We start from the raw sequence: 15,896 nt of genomic DNA on the forward strand, positions 1-15,896 counted from the left end.
CCAAACGTAAACCGCAAAACTATTGATATGTTTCGATTATTCTAATTATTACCGTCAAAATACCTTAGTTCAAAGGTGAACGGGAAAGAGGTTACCTGTGCTCCTCAGATAGAAATTAACAAAAGTTTAGAACCTCATTATTTTTTTATGTGAGCTTCAAGGGTTTTCTTTAACTTCAACTAAACCTTTTCATTTATGAAAAACCTATGGTTGATAGTATTTTTTGCTGCCTTCACAACAACGGCAATTGCACAGGAGGCTAGACAGGCTCTACGTGGAAAGGTCCTCTATAGAGGATCTAATGTGCCGAATGAGAATGTTATTAATGCAACCGCTGAAACGGCTACAATTACCAATGAGGATGGAGAATTTTTTATCATGGTAAAAGAAGGTGACCAATTGGTTTTTACCGCGGTGAATTATCAACTTGAGGTGGTTGAAATTACCTCAGAAATATTGCGTAACAATAGATTGGTTGTGGAAGTTACCGAGAAAGTTACCGAACTGGATGAAGTTGTAGTGAGTCCCGAAAACCAGCAAAAGTTTTTGGAGATGCAGAACGATGAATTCAAAGGTTTTGAATATGAAGTGGATCGTGGAACGGAAGTAGAAAATATTGCAATGTCAAGAGCGGAACGCGGTATGCGAGATGGAATCAATTTCGTCAATGTTTTTAAACTTCTTTATAAGTCACTGGCTAAGAAAAAAGGTGATGATGGTAAGACCGTCCCGTTGAAGGTAAGTGAAATACTTCGTCAAGTTTATGACGATGAATTTTTTGTGGTTGACCTAAAGCTTCCACAAGATAAAATTGATGCTTTTCTGATATATTGTGATGATAAAGTACCTTCCAATACTTTGTTGCAAAAGGAAAATGAATTCCAGTTGATAGATTTTTTGGTTACCCACAGCAAAACCTATTTGTCTGAGCTGAATGAGGAATAAATTACTTTTTCTACTTTTTTGTTTATCAACGCTATCTGTTTTCTCACAGAAATCGACCACCAAAGAGCTCAGGGGTAGAGTTTACAGTTTGGATAAAGATGTTATAGGAGTGGTGGTGCAGAATATCAGTTCCACAAGGGCTGTAATTACTGACATGGATGGAAACTTTTCAATTCCAGTGAGACTTGGCGATACTTTGGTTTTTTCCGCTGTTCAGTTCAAAAGAAAGGTTTTGATCATAAACGAAGCACTTTATAATACCAGCTTTATCTCTGTTCCTCTCGAAGAATTTGTCAATGAATTGAATGAAGTGGTGGTGCGACCTTATAATTTATCCGGTGATTTAAGCCAAGATTTGGATGGCTTACAATTGGAAAAAGATGTAAGTGCTGAAGCCCTTGGTTTACCGAATGCCCATGCCAAGATTCCCACGCAAAGCGAGCGTAAGTTGCAACAAGCCACCATGGGAAAGTTTAACGTCGGAATGATTTTAACACCTCCGTTAGATCCATTGATAAATGCGATCACTGGGCGCACTAAAATGCTTAAGAATAGGGTGAAAGTAGATAAAACATATTCTAGAACCCAACGTGTCCAAGGTTTTTATGTCGATTCACTATTTGTTACCACCTTAAAGATTCCATTGGAAAAGGTCGATGATTTTATGTATTTCTGTGAAGTGGATGAGGCATTCCAAGAGGTTGTCAATTCAAAAGATAAACTTAAGATTTGGGATTTTATGGTAGTTAAAAGCAGAGACTACAGAAAAAACAATAATATCGACTAATTCGATTTGGCATATAGTTTGTTTGAGTTTGACTAACTAAATGTCTTTCTAAAAGCTGCAGTGATATTTTAACATTTAAAACGTAACATAAATTGAAGAATAGGGTCTATTACCATGTAATGAGTCTGAAAATCCGAAAAAAAGTAGCGTTCTTATTTTTGGCGATACTTTCACTTTCCTTTACTACCTCGCATAAATTCTATGTGAGCGTTACCAATATGGTGTATTCTGAGAAAGATTCAGCATTTCAGATAACAAGTCGGATTTTTATTGATGACCTTGAACAGGTGCTGGAAGAGCGTTATGGTATTCAAGCCAAGCTGGCCACAGATGAAGAATCAAAAATTGCAGATGAGTATATCAAAAAATATTTCAACACCAAGTTTGCTATAACATTGGATAATAAAAATGTCAATTACAGCTTTTTGGGCAAGCAATACGACAATGATGTTGTCATCTGTTATTTGGAACTAGCCGATGTGGATTTAGCTGATGTAAAAAGTATCACTGTTCAAAATGAAATTTTAACCGATTTGTTCGAAGAACAACAAAATATTGTACACGTTAAATGGAAGGGGCAAAAGAAGAGTTTTGTCCTGATACGAGAGAATAATAAAGGAATGTTAAACTTATAACTTATCCTTAACAATTGGTTAAAAAAAGCCTATTTTTCACCGTTTAAAATCAAAAATAAAATGTTTAAAATCAAGTATTGTTTTGCTTCTATGCTGTTTCTTTTTGGTGCTTTGGCCATAGCTCAAGAAGAAAGCGAAGAAAAGAAGGAGCCGGGCCATTATAATCAGAGTAAGTTCAAACAATTATATGAGGAGTTTGCAACACCAAATACCTACCGTTCCGCTTCAGGAGCACCAGGTCCTGATTATTATCAACAGCGTGCGGACTATGTGATGAATATTGAGCTGGATGATAAAAACCAAAAAATTTATGGAGAGGAAACCATCACCTATTTTAATAATTCTCCGGACGACTTAGAGTTTTTGTGGGTACAGTTGGACCAGAATGTACGGGCCAAGGATTCAAAATCGCCTTTGCGCAATGGCAACGGTGTGAACTTTGCATATACAGCCGGTAATTTTACCAACACCTATATCAACGAACCTTTTGATGGAGGTTTTAATATCGAGTTTGTAAAAGATGCTGGTGGGAAACCCTTATCCTATACAATCAATCAAACGATGATGCGATTAAACCTCTCCAAACCATTAAAGAGTGGGGAGCAGATTTCATTTTCAATTAAGTGGTGGTATAATATCAATAACCACGTTGTAGGTAGAGGCCGTTCAGGTTTTGAGTATTTTCCGAAAGATGGAAATAGAGCATACGTAATTGCACAGTTCTTTCCAAGAATGGCGGTTTATAGTGATGTTGAAGGATGGCAAAACCATCAGTTCTGGGGAAGTGGAGAATTTGCGCTTCCATTTGGTAATTACGATGTAAGCATAACTGTTCCGGCTGACCATGTTCTGGATGCCACAGGCGAATTGCAGAATAGAAAAGATGTTTTCTCAAAAGAGATGATGAAGCGCTATAATATGGCGAAGAAGTCATATGATAAGCCAGTACTCATTGTAAACCAAGGAGAAGCGGAAGCTGCTGAAAAAGGCTTTTCAGAGAAAAAGAAAACGTGGAAATTTAAGGCGACCAACGTCCGTGATTATGGTTTTGCAACCTCAAGAAAGTTTATTTGGGATATGCAGGCCGTTAAAATTGGTGGTAAGGATGTTATGGCTGTTTCTATGTATCCGAAGGAAGGAAATCCACTTTGGGAAGAACAATCTACAAAAGCGGTTGTTCAAACTTTAAAAACGTATTCCAAGCACACTTTTGATTATCCCTATCACAAGGCGATTTCGGTTCATGCGAAAAATCAAGGCATGGAATATCCAATGATTTGCTGGAACTATGGTCGCCCAAATGAAGATGGGACCTATTCAGATAGAACAAAATATGGTATGATCAGTGTAATCATCCATGAAGTAGGGCATAATTTCTTCCCAATGATTGTCAATTCAGACGAACGTCAATGGGGATGGATGGATGAAGGTCTTGATACATTCATGCAATATTTGACAGAGCAAGAATTCGGTAAAAATTACCCATCGGTAATTGCTCCGAATGATAAGTATCCATCCCGAAGAGGAGAGGCTGCTAAAATAGTACCGTATATGTCAGGAGACCAAAGCTTTATATCTCCTATCATGTCTAATCCAGAGAATGTATATCAATTAGGACCAAATGCCTATGGGAAACCGGCAACTGCATTGAATATCCTAAGGGAGACTGTAATGGGTGAGGAATTGTTTGACCATGCCTTTAAAACCTATGCACAGCGTTGGAAATTTAAGCATCCAACACCTGAGGATTTCTTCCGAACAATGGAAGATGCTTCTGCGGTTGATTTGGATTGGTATTGGAGAGGATGGTTTTATACAACCGATTATGTTGATATCGGTGTAAAAGGAGTCAAGAAATATTACGTATCCAACAAGCCTACCAAGCAAATGGAGGAATATATGGCCAGTAGAAACCTAACTGAGGCCGACTTACCACCTTTGGTATATTTGGCGGAAGAAGATAGCGAAGATTATGATCCTGCGCTGAAGGGAAAATCCCCAACAGAATCTTCCCAGAATCTGAAGGAATTTATGATGGATAACATGACCGAAGCAGAAAGAGGCAAGGTTAAAGAACCAAAGTATTTCTATGAGATTGTTTTTGATAAACCAGGAGGTATCCCAATGCCGCTGATTGTTGAGTATACCTATGCAGATGGTACTAAGGAAAATGTTACTTATCCGGCCGAAATTTGGAGAAAGAATGATGCCGAGGTAAAAAGAGTGCTTTCTTCCCAAAAAGAACTTGTAGGCATAGTTGTGGATCCAAAATCGGAAACTGCGGATATCGATACGACCAATAATGCTTGGCCGAAGAAAGAGGAAAAATCTGATTTTGATAAGTTTAAAGAAAATATCAAAGGATAATCGATTAACATAAGAAGTAAAAGCCCTGTGATTTCACAGGGCTTTTTTTATTTTCCAACCAACTTCTCATTATATTTGTTCTATGCATTTTCTATTCATAAGCGGAGGCGAAATCTTTTTCATCCTCTTTATAGTGGTTATGGTCTTCGGTGCCGATAAAATTCCTGGGATTGCGAAAGGACTAGGGAAAGGTATGCGTCAATTGAGGGATGCTACCGATGATATTAAGCGTGAAATTCAAAAAAGTGCAGAAAAACAGGGTATCGATACCGACTTCACTAAAGATATCCGTAAAGAACTGAACGAAGTAAAGAAAAATGTAGATGAGGTTACCGGTGCTGTAAAAAGAAGTACCAAGTAATCATGTTCGAAAAACTCCTGCAGTGGGATCAAGACACTTTTATTTATCTCAATGCCCTAGGGACTGAAAAGTTTGATGCCTTTTGGTCCACTGTAACAGAGATTAAAAGCTGGATTCCCCTTTTTGTATTGTTTTTACTGTTGTTTGTGGTCAAGTTTCCTTGGAAAAAAGCTTTTTTTCAAATCGCATGGGTTTCTTTTTTGGCAGTGTTTATTACTTTTTTGACATATACAGTCAAAAATTGGGTCGCTAGGCCCAGACCTTGCAATGATGAAACCATCAATTCCTTTATTCGCATATTAAAGACGCCGGTGGACTATAGTTTCTTTTCGGGTCATGCCTCAAGTTCATTTGCAATAACTCTTTTGGTCTATCTATTACTTCGAGAAAGAGCGAGGTGGACATGGATTTTCTTTTTGTGGCCCATATTGTTTACCTATAGCAGAATATACGTGGGTGTTCATTTTCCTTTGGATATTGTTGTAGGTGCTTTAGTTGGAGTTTTATCCGCACTCCTGTTCTACACGATTTATAAAAAGACTATCGAACCCGACAAAAGGTTAAACCATCTCTAATAGGTAGAATTACGGTTTCTACCCGAGGGTCGTTTTTGAGTTTCTTGTTGTATTCGACTAATGAAGCCGTGGCTTTATCCGATGCGTCAATGGCTTCAATAACCTTGCCGGACCAAAGTACATTGTCAGAAAGAATGATACTACCAGATTTGGTTTTTGCAATAACTGTTTCAAAATAGTCATCATAGTTCACCTTTTGTGCATCTATAAAAACAAGATCAAAATCAATATCTAATGAAGGGATAATATTCAAAGCATCACCTGTATGCTGTATAATTTGGTCTCCATGACCACTTTTATCAAAATACCTTCGTTGCATTTCATGCAATTCCTCATTGATTTCGATGGTGTGGAGTTCTCCATCTTTTTGAAGCCCTTCAGCCAAGCATATAGCTGAATATCCGGTATAGGTCCCTATTTCAAGAATGTTTTTAGGGTTTATCAATTTAGATAACAAACTCAACACCCTTCCCTGAAAATGACCCGTTAGCATTCGAGGCTGGATTACTTTCAGATGTGTTTCTCGAGTAAGCTCTGTCAGTAAGGGAGGTTCCGCTTCTGAATGCTCAGCAATATAATTTTCCAATAAAGGTGATAGGAAATGCATGTATAAATTTTCGTAAAAATATAGAAAAGAACTACATTGGAATTCAATTTGTTTTAATGGTTTGATATGTCAGCAACCGATTTTATTTTGAGAGAAGCAACACAAGCAGATTTGCCTGTACTGCTTCATTTTGAACAAGAACTGATCAAGGCTGAAAGACCTTTCGATAGTACCATAAAGGAAGACCCTGTTAGCTATTACGATATCGCGCAAATGATTCCAGATGAGAATTCCTATGTGGTCGTAGTGGAACATGATAAAAAAATCGTTGCCTCAGGATATGCACAATTGCGAAGGGCAAGACATTACCTGGATCATGAATATTATTCCTACCTAGGTTTCATGTTTACACTTCCTGAATTTCGTGGCAAGGGATTAAATTCCAAAATAATCAAAGCCCTGAAAAATTGGTCGGACGAAAAAGGTCTTAAGGAGATGCGACTTACGGTTTATGATGAGAATGTCCCCGCCATAAAAGCATACGAAAAAGTGGGCTTTAAAAAGCACATTATTGAAATGCGATTGGAATAATTGAACAGGAAGGAGTAGCTTTATCAACATTCATTTGAAACCAAGTTTACTATGACATTTCAAAATTCTTTGGAATTTGCACAGCAGCTGGATGCATCGGATTCACTATCCAAATATCGCGATGAATTTCATTACCCAAAGATTGACGGTAAAGAGGTCATTTATTTTACAGGAAACTCTTTGGGGCTTCAACCAAAGCGGACCCGGAAATTCGTGGATGATGTGATGAAAGATTGGCGTGATCTTGCCGTTGAGGGACATTTTTATGCCGAGAAACCTTGGTGGGACTATCATGAGCGTCTTGCAGAAGGATTATCAAAAGTAGTAGGGGCAAAACCTGAAGAAATCTCTGTAATGAACACCCTTACAGTGAACCTGCATTTATTGATGGTTTCTTTTTACAGACCCACCCAAAAGAGGTTCAAGATTCTATGCGAAGAAAAAGCTTTTCCCTCAGATCAATATATGTTGCAGAGTCAGGTAAGGTTTCATGGGTTTGACCCTGAAGATGCAATAGTTGAAGTACGGAAGAGAGAAGGGGAGCATTTTTGGAGAAATGAAGATATTCTTAAAAAAATTGATGAGCATGGTGACGAACTTGCCTTGGTACTGATAGGTGGGGTAAACTATTATAACGGTCAAGTTTTTGACATGAAGGCCATAACCGAAGCTGGAAAATCGGCTGGAGCCTTTGTTGGTTGGGATTTAGCCCATGCCGCTGGAAATGTGTCACTGGACCTACACAAATGGGATGTAGACTTTGCAGCTTGGTGCAGTTACAAATACATGAACAGTGGACCCGGTAATGCTTCAGGTATTTTTGTTCATGAAAAGCATCTCGGCAAAAAAGACCTTCCACGTTTCGAAGGCTGGTGGGGAACTAAAAAAGAAACCCGTTTTTTAATGCAACCCGAGTTTGACCCGATTGATACAGCCGATGCATGGCAGCTAAGTAATCCACCCATATTATCAATTGCGCCCTATTTGGCCTCACTCGAATTGTTTGATGAGGTAGGCATGCAAGCTTTAATTGAAAAGCAGAAAAAAATTGTAGCCTACCTGGAATTCGTACTTCACGAAATTGATAAGGAAGTGAGTAGTTCCTTTGAAGTTATTACTCCAGAAGAGCGAGGTTGTCAGCTCTCCGTTTTTCTTCATGGCGAAGGAAGGGCTCTATTCGATTATTTGATGAAAAACGGTGTTATTACAGACTGGCGGGAACCCAATGTTATTCGATTGGCACCTGCTCCTTTTTATTGCTCATATGCCGACATGTATAATTTCGGGCAAATTCTTAAGCAAGGCATTCTAAGTAAGTGATTGGGCATATTTTGACTTCAAATAAACACTTGGTGTCATCCCTTGGTACTTTTTGAATTGTTTTGTAAAATAAGAGGGATCGTTAAAACCTGAGTTGTACATTACTTGAGCGATCATGGTATTGTTTTCATTGAAAGCCTCTACAGCTTTTTCGATGCGAAACTCATTTACAAAATCGATAAACCTTCGATTCGTCATTTTTTTAAAGAATCGACAAAAAGAATTGGCCGTATAACCCAATTGATGTGATATTTGGGCAACGGAGATGTTTTTTGAATAGTTGTTGTTGACATATTCAAAAGCCTCCTCAAGACGATCAATCTCGTTTTTTTTGTATTTGTTTATCGGGTATGAATCGAAAAGACACACGTACTGGTCATTTCTACTCAAGTAATCCAGAATAAAGAACAGGTTAATCAGCTTCCCTTGATTGTCCAATGCATCAAAACGCTCAAGATAGGTACTTAAGTTTGCTTTGACTTCATCCTCAAAAATGAGAACGTACTTGGACATTTCAATCAACTGTTTCATACCGTGCAACTCTGGAAAAAGAGTGAGCCTATCATATACAGTTTCCTTCGAGAATTGGATAACTATTTCTTGACTGTTCTTTTTTTCATTATTTCCAAAATCCGAATGGGGAATGTTTCCCGCTAAAAAAACAAGTGTACCATCAGTATAATTGTAAGTTTTATTACCAATTTTTAGAGTTCCCGAGCCATTTTTCACGTATACTATTTCATATTCCGGATGTATATGCCAACCTGCAGTTTCGCATTTTGAGGTCGGGCCATAGCTTTCAACCTTAAATGAGGCATTTGCATTGGGTATTATTGATTCGTAAATGGGTTTCATGGCAGCAATCTTTATGGTTTAAGAGAACTATATTACATGGGATAGGTCTTCTCCAAGTCTTCTATTCTTGTTTAATCCTTCGATGATTTTCATTTCTTTCTTTGATAATTCAAAATCTAAAATGTCGAAATTTTCCTGTATTCTTTTAGGAGTTACAGATTTTGGAATTACGGCGATTCCTCTTTGAACTAACCAACGCAATGCAATCTGTACGGCAGACTTATTATGTTGTGTCCCTATTTGTGTCAATTCGGGAATTTGCAAAACTTCTCCCATCATTATTGGTCGCCAGGCTTCCAACTGTATATCATATTTCTTAGAAAAATTGATCAACTCATTTTGGCTGAGATGTGGATGCATTTCGACTTGATTCATTGCAGGGACAATATCCGAATGTTCCATCAAATCCTCTAGCTGGGAAATATCAAAATTACACACTCCGATTGCCTTGGCCCTACCACTTTTATAAATGCTTTCCATGGCTTTGTATGTCTCCTTATATTTCGATTTTACGGGCCAATGAATTAAGTAGAGGTCTATATAATCCGTTTGTAATTTTGCCAGACTTTGCTCAAATGCTATTAAAGTTTTGTCATAACCCTGTTCAGTGTTCCATACCTTGGTTGTTAGGAACACTTCTGAACGGGAAACAGAACTTTTGGCTATCCCAGACCCGACACCTTCTTCATTTTGATATGCGGAAGCTGTATCAATTTTTCGATACCCAGCTTGCAATGCCGAAATTACTGCCGTTTCCACTTCATTATCATTCTTAGCAAAGAGAACTCCTAAGCCAATTTTAGGCATTGGCACAGCATTGTTGAGTGTAAAAGTATGATTCATGATAGGATTTTACCTTTATTATGATGTAAAACTATCAAAAATGGAAGTTATGAAATTGTTTTTAGAATGAATTGTCATATAATTGGAATATTATGGGATATTTAAAATTGATAATGGTTGTTTTCTTTGTAAGAAATTAGATTGACGATGAGGTCATTAAAACTTATTCTTTCCAATCCCCGATATTTTGCCCCAGCTTGGATTTTTACAAGCTTGAATATTTTGTTCGGTACATGGGCCATATACATTCCATCCGTAAAGGAAAGATTGGATATTAATAAAGCCGATTTAGGAATTGCCCTTTTTTGTCTTTCACTGGGAGTGTTTACAATCTTTCCTATTGCATCTAAAATCATTAACAGGTTTGGAGTTGGAAAAGCAACCTGGTACAGTATTGTAATATGTAGTCTTACGGCTTTGCTTCCCTTGTTGGCTCCAAATTATTATTTGTTGATGTTTTCGTTGTTTGTTTTCGGTCTCTTTAATGGACTCACAGATATTGCAATGAATACGTTGGTGACAGAAATAGAAAAAGAAGACAAAAAGAACTTTATGTCCGCCGCTCACGGTTTTTTCAGCTTAGGTGGAGTTATTGTAGGATTAGGTAGCTTTTTGATTCCTGTCATTGGAAACCCTGCTTTACATATGGGTATGACGGTGGCCGTAGTATTTGCAATAAATCTATATTTCCATCGAAAGTATATTAACATTGTCGCGGCGCCCGTTGAGAAAGAACAATTTTCAATCAAACTTTTAAAGCCCTTGTTTCTGCTGGGAATAATTGCATTTGTAACCATGGGAAGTGAGGGGGCAATTGTTGACTGGAGTGGTCTTTATCTCAAAGAGATAACTATGGCACCCGAGACCCTAATTGGTTCCGGATTTTTGGCGTTTTCGATTGCAATGACCTTGGGTCGTTTCTTGGGAGATGGTATAAGCGAAAAAATTGGTTCAATAAAAATAGTGGTCCTGGGAACTGTTATTGCGGCATTGGGATATGGTCTCGTACTATCCGGAAATACCCTGCTGGCTATAGCCGGATTTGCACTGAATGGTCTTGGATTCTCCGTTATTATCCCCGAGCTTTTTCGTATTGGAGGAAATGTCAAAGGTGTTGAATCAGCTAAAGGCGTATCCTTTATTGCAGGAACAGGCTACCTAGGCTTTTTAATGGGACCGGTTATTTTAGGGTTTGTGGCCGAACAAGCTACCCTAACGCATAGCTTTTATGGCCTTTTAGGCTGTGTCCTTTTAGTATTGCTAGTTACATTTTCCCTTAAGAGGAAGAAATCATAACCATAGCCTATTTGACTTTCAAGTTGGTGAAATTCAAACTGAAAGACTCTTCGGCCTTTCTATGGTCTCTTCCGAGTTGTAGTCCACCCATTTCAATATAATCTTCCCATGTAGTGGTCATGGAGGGTTCTTGCTGATTTTCCTTTCTAAAGACCCATTCACGAATTATGTAGTCATCGCCAAAATAAAAATCGTAGGCATCACCAGGAGTGTACCCGCCTTCATTTCCATAAACAATGGTCAATTTTTGCATTGGCTTTTGACTGATGGGAGCTTTTTCCTCAAGTTGATGTTCAAAAGTATAATTACTGGCATCCCATATAAGGTTGAATGGTGCCAAGACCCAGTAGCGATCGTTGATAAACCCTGCATTGACCTTAGTGACAGTGCTATCCATTGATTTTCGGTTATAGGTCAAGGTGTCCTTTTCTGAGATTGCTGTAACTTCGTTGGTTTTGGGCTTCCATATCCAGGTGCGTTCAAAGTGCGTACTGTCCCTATCCACGTTAAACGTAAAAGTGAATTCATTTACTGATTTCCAGTTGTCATAGCCATGGGCATGGGCAATTTTTTCAGCAATGGTCAGCTGTGTAATTTCTTTCTTTTCAACCTTTTTGGGTTCAGTTTTACAACTGGTCAGCACAAAAAGAGAAGAAGCTATTAAAAGTGAAAGGGTTTTCATTTTCATTTTTTTTCAAATGTAATTTGATTTTAATTTATATTCAGGGATATTTCTATTTCATTTTTAACTGATTCCGTAACCACAATCCATTTCGAGTGACTTTTCTCAAAAGGCTGTTTCTAATTCTTATAAATAACCTTGATAAGAAACCTTTGGAAGCAGACGACCCATATGCCCATCTGTCAGATGAGGAGTTGGTGAAAAAGATTGTGGCCAACAACAATCCTATGCTGTTCGGCAAATTGTACGACCGTTATGCAAAAATGGTCTATAACAAATGTTATGGATTTGCAAGGTCAGAAGATGAGGCGGAGGACCTAACACAGGACGTTTTCTTACAACTTTTTATTAAGCTGAAAATGTTTAAAGGGAAATCCAAGTTTTCAACCTGGCTGTACTCGTTTACTTATAACTTTTGTGTGAACTACGTGAATCGGAACAAGCAGCGGAAAATGAGCGATAAATCGATACCAGTAGAAGACTCGGAATATAAGCTTAGCGCTGAAGTACCAGATGACAGTCTTTTTGAGATGAAGACCAATAAATTAAAGGAAGCATTGGAATTGATTTCTCCAGAAGATAAGTCGATTTTATTGTTGAAATATCAAGATGGAGCATCTATTAAAGAACTAGTGACCCTTATGGAAATAGGGGAGAGCGCTGTAAAAATGCGCTTAAAGAGAGCAAAAGAAAAACTATTGGAAATCTATAACACCTTAGCATAGATGGCAAAGAAAAAAAGAAATCCATTTAGAGAGTTGGAGGCCTCATTAAGAGAGGTGCCACCCGGAATGAAGAAAAAAGTAATGAACGACATCGCGGCAGCGAAGTTGATTCTTGATTTAGCATCATTGTTTTCTTTCAATGTTGGCTCAGCTTTGCGCAAACTCTTTAAAACCTTGGGAAATAATTAATCGGAACATTTAAAATACTACGAATATGGAAACTATAAATGAATGGAAAGACTTGACATTCGATTCGCTAACCACGATGGGAAGGGACATTGCTATGGCCCTGCCAAAGATAATCGGCGCGTTGATTGTTCTTTTGATTGGATGGCTGGTCACTAAAATTGTGCTGTTTATTCTAGGTAAAATCTTAAAGTTGGCCAAGGCAGATGCATTGAGTGAAAAAATCAATGAAATGGAGTTGTTCGGCAAAGGAGATTTAAAAATTGACATTATTAAGGTGATCTTAGGATTTGTTAAGTGGTTTTTACTACTTGTCTTTTTGATTGTCGCAGCCGATATTTTAAGTTGGGAAATCATTTCCACAGAAATAGGCAACTTACTACGATACTTGCCAAGATTGTTTAGTGCTTTGGCATTAATGATGATTGGACTGTATATCGGCAATTTTGTAAAGAAAACCGTAAAGAAGTTGTTCGACTCTCTAGAGTTCGGTGGATCCAATGTGGTGAGCAACATGCTGTTTTATATCATTGTGATATTTATTTCGATTACCGCATTAAACCAGGCCGGAATCGACACCTCTATTATCACCAACAATATCACTATGATCTTGGGGGCGTTCCTTTTGGCTTTTGCATTGGGACTTGGTTTAGGTTCCAGGGATGTGATTACCGACCTCTTAAGGTCTTTTTACACCCGAAGGACCTATGCAGTTGGTGACAAAGTTGTGATTTCAGGACATACGGGTACTATTGAAGCCATTGAAAATAATTCATTGACCTTAGTGACCAAAAATGGAAAGTTTGTAATTCCCATTAAAGATGTGGTCTCAGAAAAGGTAGAGATAAAGTCATAGATATTTTATTTCGACAAAGAGAACTGTCAGTACCCGAAACTTCTTTGGAATTTGATTAATTTTGAAACTTTCAAAAGCTATAGAATGAGTTCAAAAAAAGGAAAAGTACAAGAGTTGGTCCAAGAGAAGTTGCTTGAAGAGCGTAAAGTGTTTTTATGGGGAATGGTTGATGATGATTCTGCAAAGCACGTAATAGACCGTTTACTCTACTTGGATTTGCAAAACAACAAAGAAATTCAGTTGATCATTAACAGCCCTGGAGGATATGTGACCTCAGGTTTTGCGATTTACGATACTATAAAACAAATAAAAAGCCCAGTCTCGACGGTTTGTTCTGGATTGGCAGCGTCTATGGGATCTATTCTTTTGTCCGTAGGGGAAAAAGGTAGACGTTTTATTCAGCCACATGCCCGTGTAATGATTCACCAGCCAAGCGGTGGAGCACGAGGACAGGCGTCCAATATCGAAATTCAAGCTAAGGAAATCATCAAGACCAAAGAACTTGGTGCAAAGATTTTGGCCGATAATTGTGGGCAAGATTATGAGAAGGTCATGAAAGATTTTGACCGTGACTATTGGATGGGTGCTGAAGAATCTGTGGCCTATGGTATAGTGGATGGAATTTTAGAATAAAAACCATCAATAAGTAAAAGGGAAAAAGTCCTTCATAAAATTTATGAAGGACTTTTTGCATATATATGGACGCCGAAGCGGGATATTTGTAATATATATGGCAATTTTGATACCAAAAACCCTTTTAGTTATGTTAAAAAATGTGAAAATTTATCTTGAAGTATAGCCTTGTTGGATTTGGCACAAAAAAGAATCCTGTTTAACGCTAATTTGTAGGATTGAAAACAATTCCAATCCTACTTATTCTTATTTTTAACGGTTACACGAACTGATATCCACTAGCGTATATGAAACAAACTCCAAAGAATATAGCCATCATCGGTTCAGGATTGGTGGGATCACTTCTGGCGGTCTACCTCAGAAAACAGGGACATTTGGTAACTGTTTTTGACCGCAGACCAGATATTCGGACCGTTGAATTTTCGGGTCGGTCTATAAATCTTGCTATGAGCAATAGAGGTTGGCGAGCGCTACGTGAGGTAGGTTTGGAAGATAGTATTAAAGAAATAGCAATTCCTCTTGAAAAAAGGGCAATGCATGTCAATGAAAAGCCGGTCTACTATCAAAAATATGGAAAGGAAGGCGAGGCAATTTGGTCTATTTCCCGTGGTATTCTAAATCGAAAAATGATTGATCTTGCAGAGAAGGCTGGCACCAATTTTCAATTTAACGAAAAGGTCTGGGACATTGATTTACCCGAAGCCAAATTATATACCGGCGAAACTGAAAAAAGTGAATGGAAGGAATACCAATATGATTTGATTTTTGGTTGCGATGGAGCTTTTTCAAGAGTCCGGCACAAAATGCAACGGCGAAGTCGTTTTGATTATTCACAAGATTTTATTGATGTAGGATATAAAGAATTGACAATTCCGCCAAATGCGGATGGCTCCCATAAATTGGAGAAGAATTCGTTTCACATATGGCCCCGTGGGAGATTTATGCTGATTGCCATGCCAAATGTCGACGGTAGTTTTACCTGCACGCTTTTTTTGCCATTCGAGGGCCCAGTTTCTTTTGAGAGCATAGCAGATAAAAAAGCGGCTACCGATTTTTTTAAAACATATTTTCCCAATGTCAGGAAGGAAATAGAAAACCTCACCAATGATTTTTTTAATAACCCCACAAGCGCCATGGTTACGATGAAGTGTTATCCATGGACCTATTGGGACAAGGTTGCCCTAGTTGGGGATTCGGCACATGCTATTGTGCCTTTTTACGGACAAGGAATGAATGCGGGTTTTGAGGATATTTTTGTTTTGAATGAATTGATGGGTGAACATGGAGACGATTGGGAGGCTATTTTCTCTGCCTATCAAAAACAACGAAAGCCTAATGCGGATGCAATTGCAGAATTAAGCTATCGCAATTTTATTGAAATGAGCAGCAAAACAGCTGACCAGCAATTTTTATTACAGAAGAAAATCGAGAAAAGATTCTCCGCCAAACATCCTGATAAATGGATTCCGGTATACAGTAGGGTCACTTTTTCGGATAAACCGTATGTAGAAGCATTGGCGATAGGGGATGGGCAAGAAAAGATTATGCAAGAGGTAATGCAACTTCCCGATATTGAAACTATATGGGATTCTGAGCAAGTAGAAAATAAAATACTAGAATTACTTTCAGAAAGCGATTTATAGAAGATTCCTGAAACAAGTTATTAGATACAAAAAAGCCACCTTAATGGTG

At 38.1% G+C, this 15,896-nt stretch carries 18 protein-coding genes; 14 read left to right on the forward strand and 4 right to left on the reverse strand.

Annotated elements, in window-relative coordinates; translation table 11 throughout:
- Positions 1-195 precede the first annotated feature (195 nt).
- The 6 genes from ACOKFG_RS07635 to ACOKFG_RS07660 all read left to right on the forward strand — a co-directional run bounded on the left by ACOKFG_RS07635 (position 196) and on the right by ACOKFG_RS07660 (position 5,670).
- Positions 196-945: a carboxypeptidase-like regulatory domain-containing protein gene (locus ACOKFG_RS07635; protein WP_299488843.1), complete on the forward strand. Its 750-nt coding sequence runs from the start codon at positions 196-198 to the stop codon at positions 943-945.
- A complete protein-coding gene (locus ACOKFG_RS07640) occupies positions 935-1,732 on the forward strand; it encodes a hypothetical protein (protein ID WP_299488847.1) in 798 nt (265 codons plus the stop codon). The genes ACOKFG_RS07635 and ACOKFG_RS07640 overlap by 11 nt, the downstream gene beginning before the upstream one ends.
- Before the next feature lie 119 nt (positions 1,733-1,851).
- Positions 1,852-2,367 carry a DUF6702 family protein gene (locus ACOKFG_RS07645; protein WP_299488851.1) on the forward strand — a complete coding sequence of 172 codons (516 nt, stop codon included), beginning with the start codon at positions 1,852-1,854 and terminating at the stop codon, positions 2,365-2,367.
- Between the two features lie 60 nt (positions 2,368-2,427).
- Complete coding sequence (locus tag ACOKFG_RS07650) at positions 2,428-4,734, forward strand: M1 family metallopeptidase (protein ID WP_299488853.1); 2,307 nt, start codon at positions 2,428-2,430, stop codon at positions 4,732-4,734.
- Positions 4,735-4,816: 82 nt separating this feature from the next.
- Positions 4,817-5,095 carry a Sec-independent protein translocase subunit TatA/TatB gene (locus tag ACOKFG_RS07655; RefSeq protein ID WP_298794746.1) on the forward strand — a complete coding sequence of 93 codons (279 nt, stop codon included), beginning with the start codon at positions 4,817-4,819 and terminating at the stop codon, positions 5,093-5,095.
- 2 nt (positions 5,096-5,097) lie between these two features.
- A complete protein-coding gene (locus ACOKFG_RS07660) occupies positions 5,098-5,670 on the forward strand; it encodes a phosphatase PAP2 family protein (protein WP_298794745.1) in 573 nt (190 codons plus the stop codon).
- Here the strand turns inward: ACOKFG_RS07660 and ACOKFG_RS07665 are convergent.
- Complete coding sequence (locus tag ACOKFG_RS07665) at positions 5,636-6,277, reverse strand: O-methyltransferase (RefSeq protein ID WP_298794744.1); 642 nt, start codon at positions 6,275-6,277, stop codon at positions 5,636-5,638. The genes ACOKFG_RS07660 and ACOKFG_RS07665 overlap by 35 nt on opposite strands.
- Before the next feature lie 66 nt (positions 6,278-6,343).
- On the opposite strand from ACOKFG_RS07665, the gene ACOKFG_RS07670 reads away from it, so the two are divergent.
- On the forward strand, positions 6,344-6,808 hold the full coding sequence (locus ACOKFG_RS07670) for a GNAT family N-acetyltransferase (protein WP_298794743.1): 465 nt from the start codon (positions 6,344-6,346) through the stop codon (positions 6,806-6,808).
- Between the two features lie 51 nt (positions 6,809-6,859).
- Positions 6,860-8,128 carry a kynureninase gene (gene kynU, locus ACOKFG_RS07675; RefSeq protein WP_299488856.1) on the forward strand — a complete coding sequence of 423 codons (1,269 nt, stop codon included), beginning with the start codon at positions 6,860-6,862 and terminating at the stop codon, positions 8,126-8,128.
- On the opposite strand, the gene ACOKFG_RS07680 is transcribed toward kynU, so the two are convergent.
- Together ACOKFG_RS07680 and ACOKFG_RS07685 are read right to left on the reverse strand one after the other, a co-directional pair.
- A complete protein-coding gene (locus ACOKFG_RS07680; RefSeq protein ID WP_422862133.1) occupies positions 8,117-8,983 on the reverse strand; it encodes an AraC family transcriptional regulator in 867 nt (288 codons plus the stop codon). The genes kynU and ACOKFG_RS07680 overlap by 12 nt on opposite strands.
- A 27-nt stretch (positions 8,984-9,010) precedes the next feature.
- The gene (locus ACOKFG_RS07685) at positions 9,011-9,826 is read right to left on the reverse strand and encodes an aldo/keto reductase (protein WP_299488860.1); all 816 of its coding nucleotides are present in this window, start codon (positions 9,824-9,826) and stop codon (positions 9,011-9,013) included.
- A gap of 147 nt (positions 9,827-9,973) precedes the next feature.
- Between ACOKFG_RS07685 and ACOKFG_RS07690 the strand changes: the two genes are divergently transcribed.
- The gene (locus ACOKFG_RS07690; RefSeq protein ID WP_299488862.1) at positions 9,974-11,122 is read left to right on the forward strand and encodes an MFS transporter; all 1,149 of its coding nucleotides are present in this window, start codon (positions 9,974-9,976) and stop codon (positions 11,120-11,122) included.
- Positions 11,123-11,129: 7 nt separating this feature from the next.
- On the opposite strand, the gene ACOKFG_RS07695 is transcribed toward ACOKFG_RS07690, so the two are convergent.
- Positions 11,130-11,804, reverse strand: a complete 675-nt coding sequence (locus tag ACOKFG_RS07695; protein WP_299488864.1) for a hypothetical protein — start codon at positions 11,802-11,804, stop codon at positions 11,130-11,132.
- A gap of 95 nt (positions 11,805-11,899) precedes the next feature.
- Between ACOKFG_RS07695 and ACOKFG_RS07700 the strand changes: the two genes are divergently transcribed.
- The 5 genes from ACOKFG_RS07700 to ACOKFG_RS07720 all read left to right on the forward strand — a co-directional run bounded on the left by ACOKFG_RS07700 (position 11,900) and on the right by ACOKFG_RS07720 (position 15,847).
- The gene (locus ACOKFG_RS07700; RefSeq protein ID WP_298794737.1) at positions 11,900-12,529 is read left to right on the forward strand and encodes an RNA polymerase sigma factor; all 630 of its coding nucleotides are present in this window, start codon (positions 11,900-11,902) and stop codon (positions 12,527-12,529) included.
- Positions 12,530-12,718: a hypothetical protein gene (locus ACOKFG_RS07705; protein WP_190811616.1), complete on the forward strand. Its 189-nt coding sequence runs from the start codon at positions 12,530-12,532 to the stop codon at positions 12,716-12,718.
- 25 nt (positions 12,719-12,743) lie between these two features.
- Positions 12,744-13,571, forward strand: a complete 828-nt coding sequence (locus ACOKFG_RS07710; RefSeq protein WP_299488867.1) for a mechanosensitive ion channel family protein — start codon at positions 12,744-12,746, stop codon at positions 13,569-13,571.
- Between the two features lie 84 nt (positions 13,572-13,655).
- Entirely contained in the window at positions 13,656-14,204 is a 549-nt protein-coding gene (locus tag ACOKFG_RS07715; RefSeq protein ID WP_298794735.1) for an ATP-dependent Clp protease proteolytic subunit, read from the forward strand.
- Between the two features lie 287 nt (positions 14,205-14,491).
- Complete coding sequence (locus ACOKFG_RS07720) at positions 14,492-15,847, forward strand: FAD-dependent oxidoreductase (RefSeq protein ID WP_298794734.1); 1,356 nt, start codon at positions 14,492-14,494, stop codon at positions 15,845-15,847.
- Positions 15,848-15,896: the final 49 nt, after the last annotated feature.

Origin of the sequence: Flagellimonas rhodophyticola, assembly GCF_049332665.1 — a bacterium.
Taxonomy (GTDB): Bacteria; Bacteroidota; Bacteroidia; order Flavobacteriales; family Flavobacteriaceae; genus Flagellimonas.

Coding starts and splice junctions, on each gene's coding strand:
- ACOKFG_RS07645 (WP_299488851.1), top strand. CDS start 1,852: ATGAGTCTGAAAATCCGAAAAAAAGTAGCGTTCTTATTTTTGGCGATA.
- ACOKFG_RS07650 (WP_299488853.1), top strand. CDS start 2,428: ATGTTTAAAATCAAGTATTGTTTTGCTTCTATGCTGTTTCTTTTTGGT.
- ACOKFG_RS07695 (WP_299488864.1), bottom strand. CDS start 11,804: ATGAAAACCCTTTCACTTTTAATAGCTTCTTCTCTTTTTGTGCTGACC.
- ACOKFG_RS07715 (WP_298794735.1), top strand. CDS start 13,656: ATGAGTTCAAAAAAAGGAAAAGTACAAGAGTTGGTCCAAGAGAAGTTG.
- ACOKFG_RS07705 (WP_190811616.1), top strand. CDS start 12,530: ATGGCAAAGAAAAAAAGAAATCCATTTAGAGAGTTGGAGGCCTCATTA.
- ACOKFG_RS07655 (WP_298794746.1), top strand. CDS start 4,817: ATGCATTTTCTATTCATAAGCGGAGGCGAAATCTTTTTCATCCTCTTT.
- ACOKFG_RS07635 (WP_299488843.1), top strand. CDS start 196: ATGAAAAACCTATGGTTGATAGTATTTTTTGCTGCCTTCACAACAACG.
- ACOKFG_RS07670 (WP_298794743.1), top strand. CDS start 6,344: ATGTCAGCAACCGATTTTATTTTGAGAGAAGCAACACAAGCAGATTTG.
- ACOKFG_RS07640 (WP_299488847.1), top strand. CDS start 935: ATGAGGAATAAATTACTTTTTCTACTTTTTTGTTTATCAACGCTATCT.
- kynU (WP_299488856.1), top strand. CDS start 6,860: ATGACATTTCAAAATTCTTTGGAATTTGCACAGCAGCTGGATGCATCG.
- ACOKFG_RS07690 (WP_299488862.1), top strand. CDS start 9,974: ATGAGGTCATTAAAACTTATTCTTTCCAATCCCCGATATTTTGCCCCA.
- ACOKFG_RS07665 (WP_298794744.1), bottom strand. CDS start 6,277: ATGCATTTCCTATCACCTTTATTGGAAAATTATATTGCTGAGCATTCA.
- ACOKFG_RS07685 (WP_299488860.1), bottom strand. CDS start 9,826: ATGAATCATACTTTTACACTCAACAATGCTGTGCCAATGCCTAAAATT.
- ACOKFG_RS07680 (WP_422862133.1), bottom strand. CDS start 8,983: ATGAAACCCATTTACGAATCAATAATACCCAATGCAAATGCCTCATTT.
- ACOKFG_RS07710 (WP_299488867.1), top strand. CDS start 12,744: ATGGAAACTATAAATGAATGGAAAGACTTGACATTCGATTCGCTAACC.
- ACOKFG_RS07660 (WP_298794745.1), top strand. CDS start 5,098: ATGTTCGAAAAACTCCTGCAGTGGGATCAAGACACTTTTATTTATCTC.
- ACOKFG_RS07720 (WP_298794734.1), top strand. CDS start 14,492: ATGAAACAAACTCCAAAGAATATAGCCATCATCGGTTCAGGATTGGTG.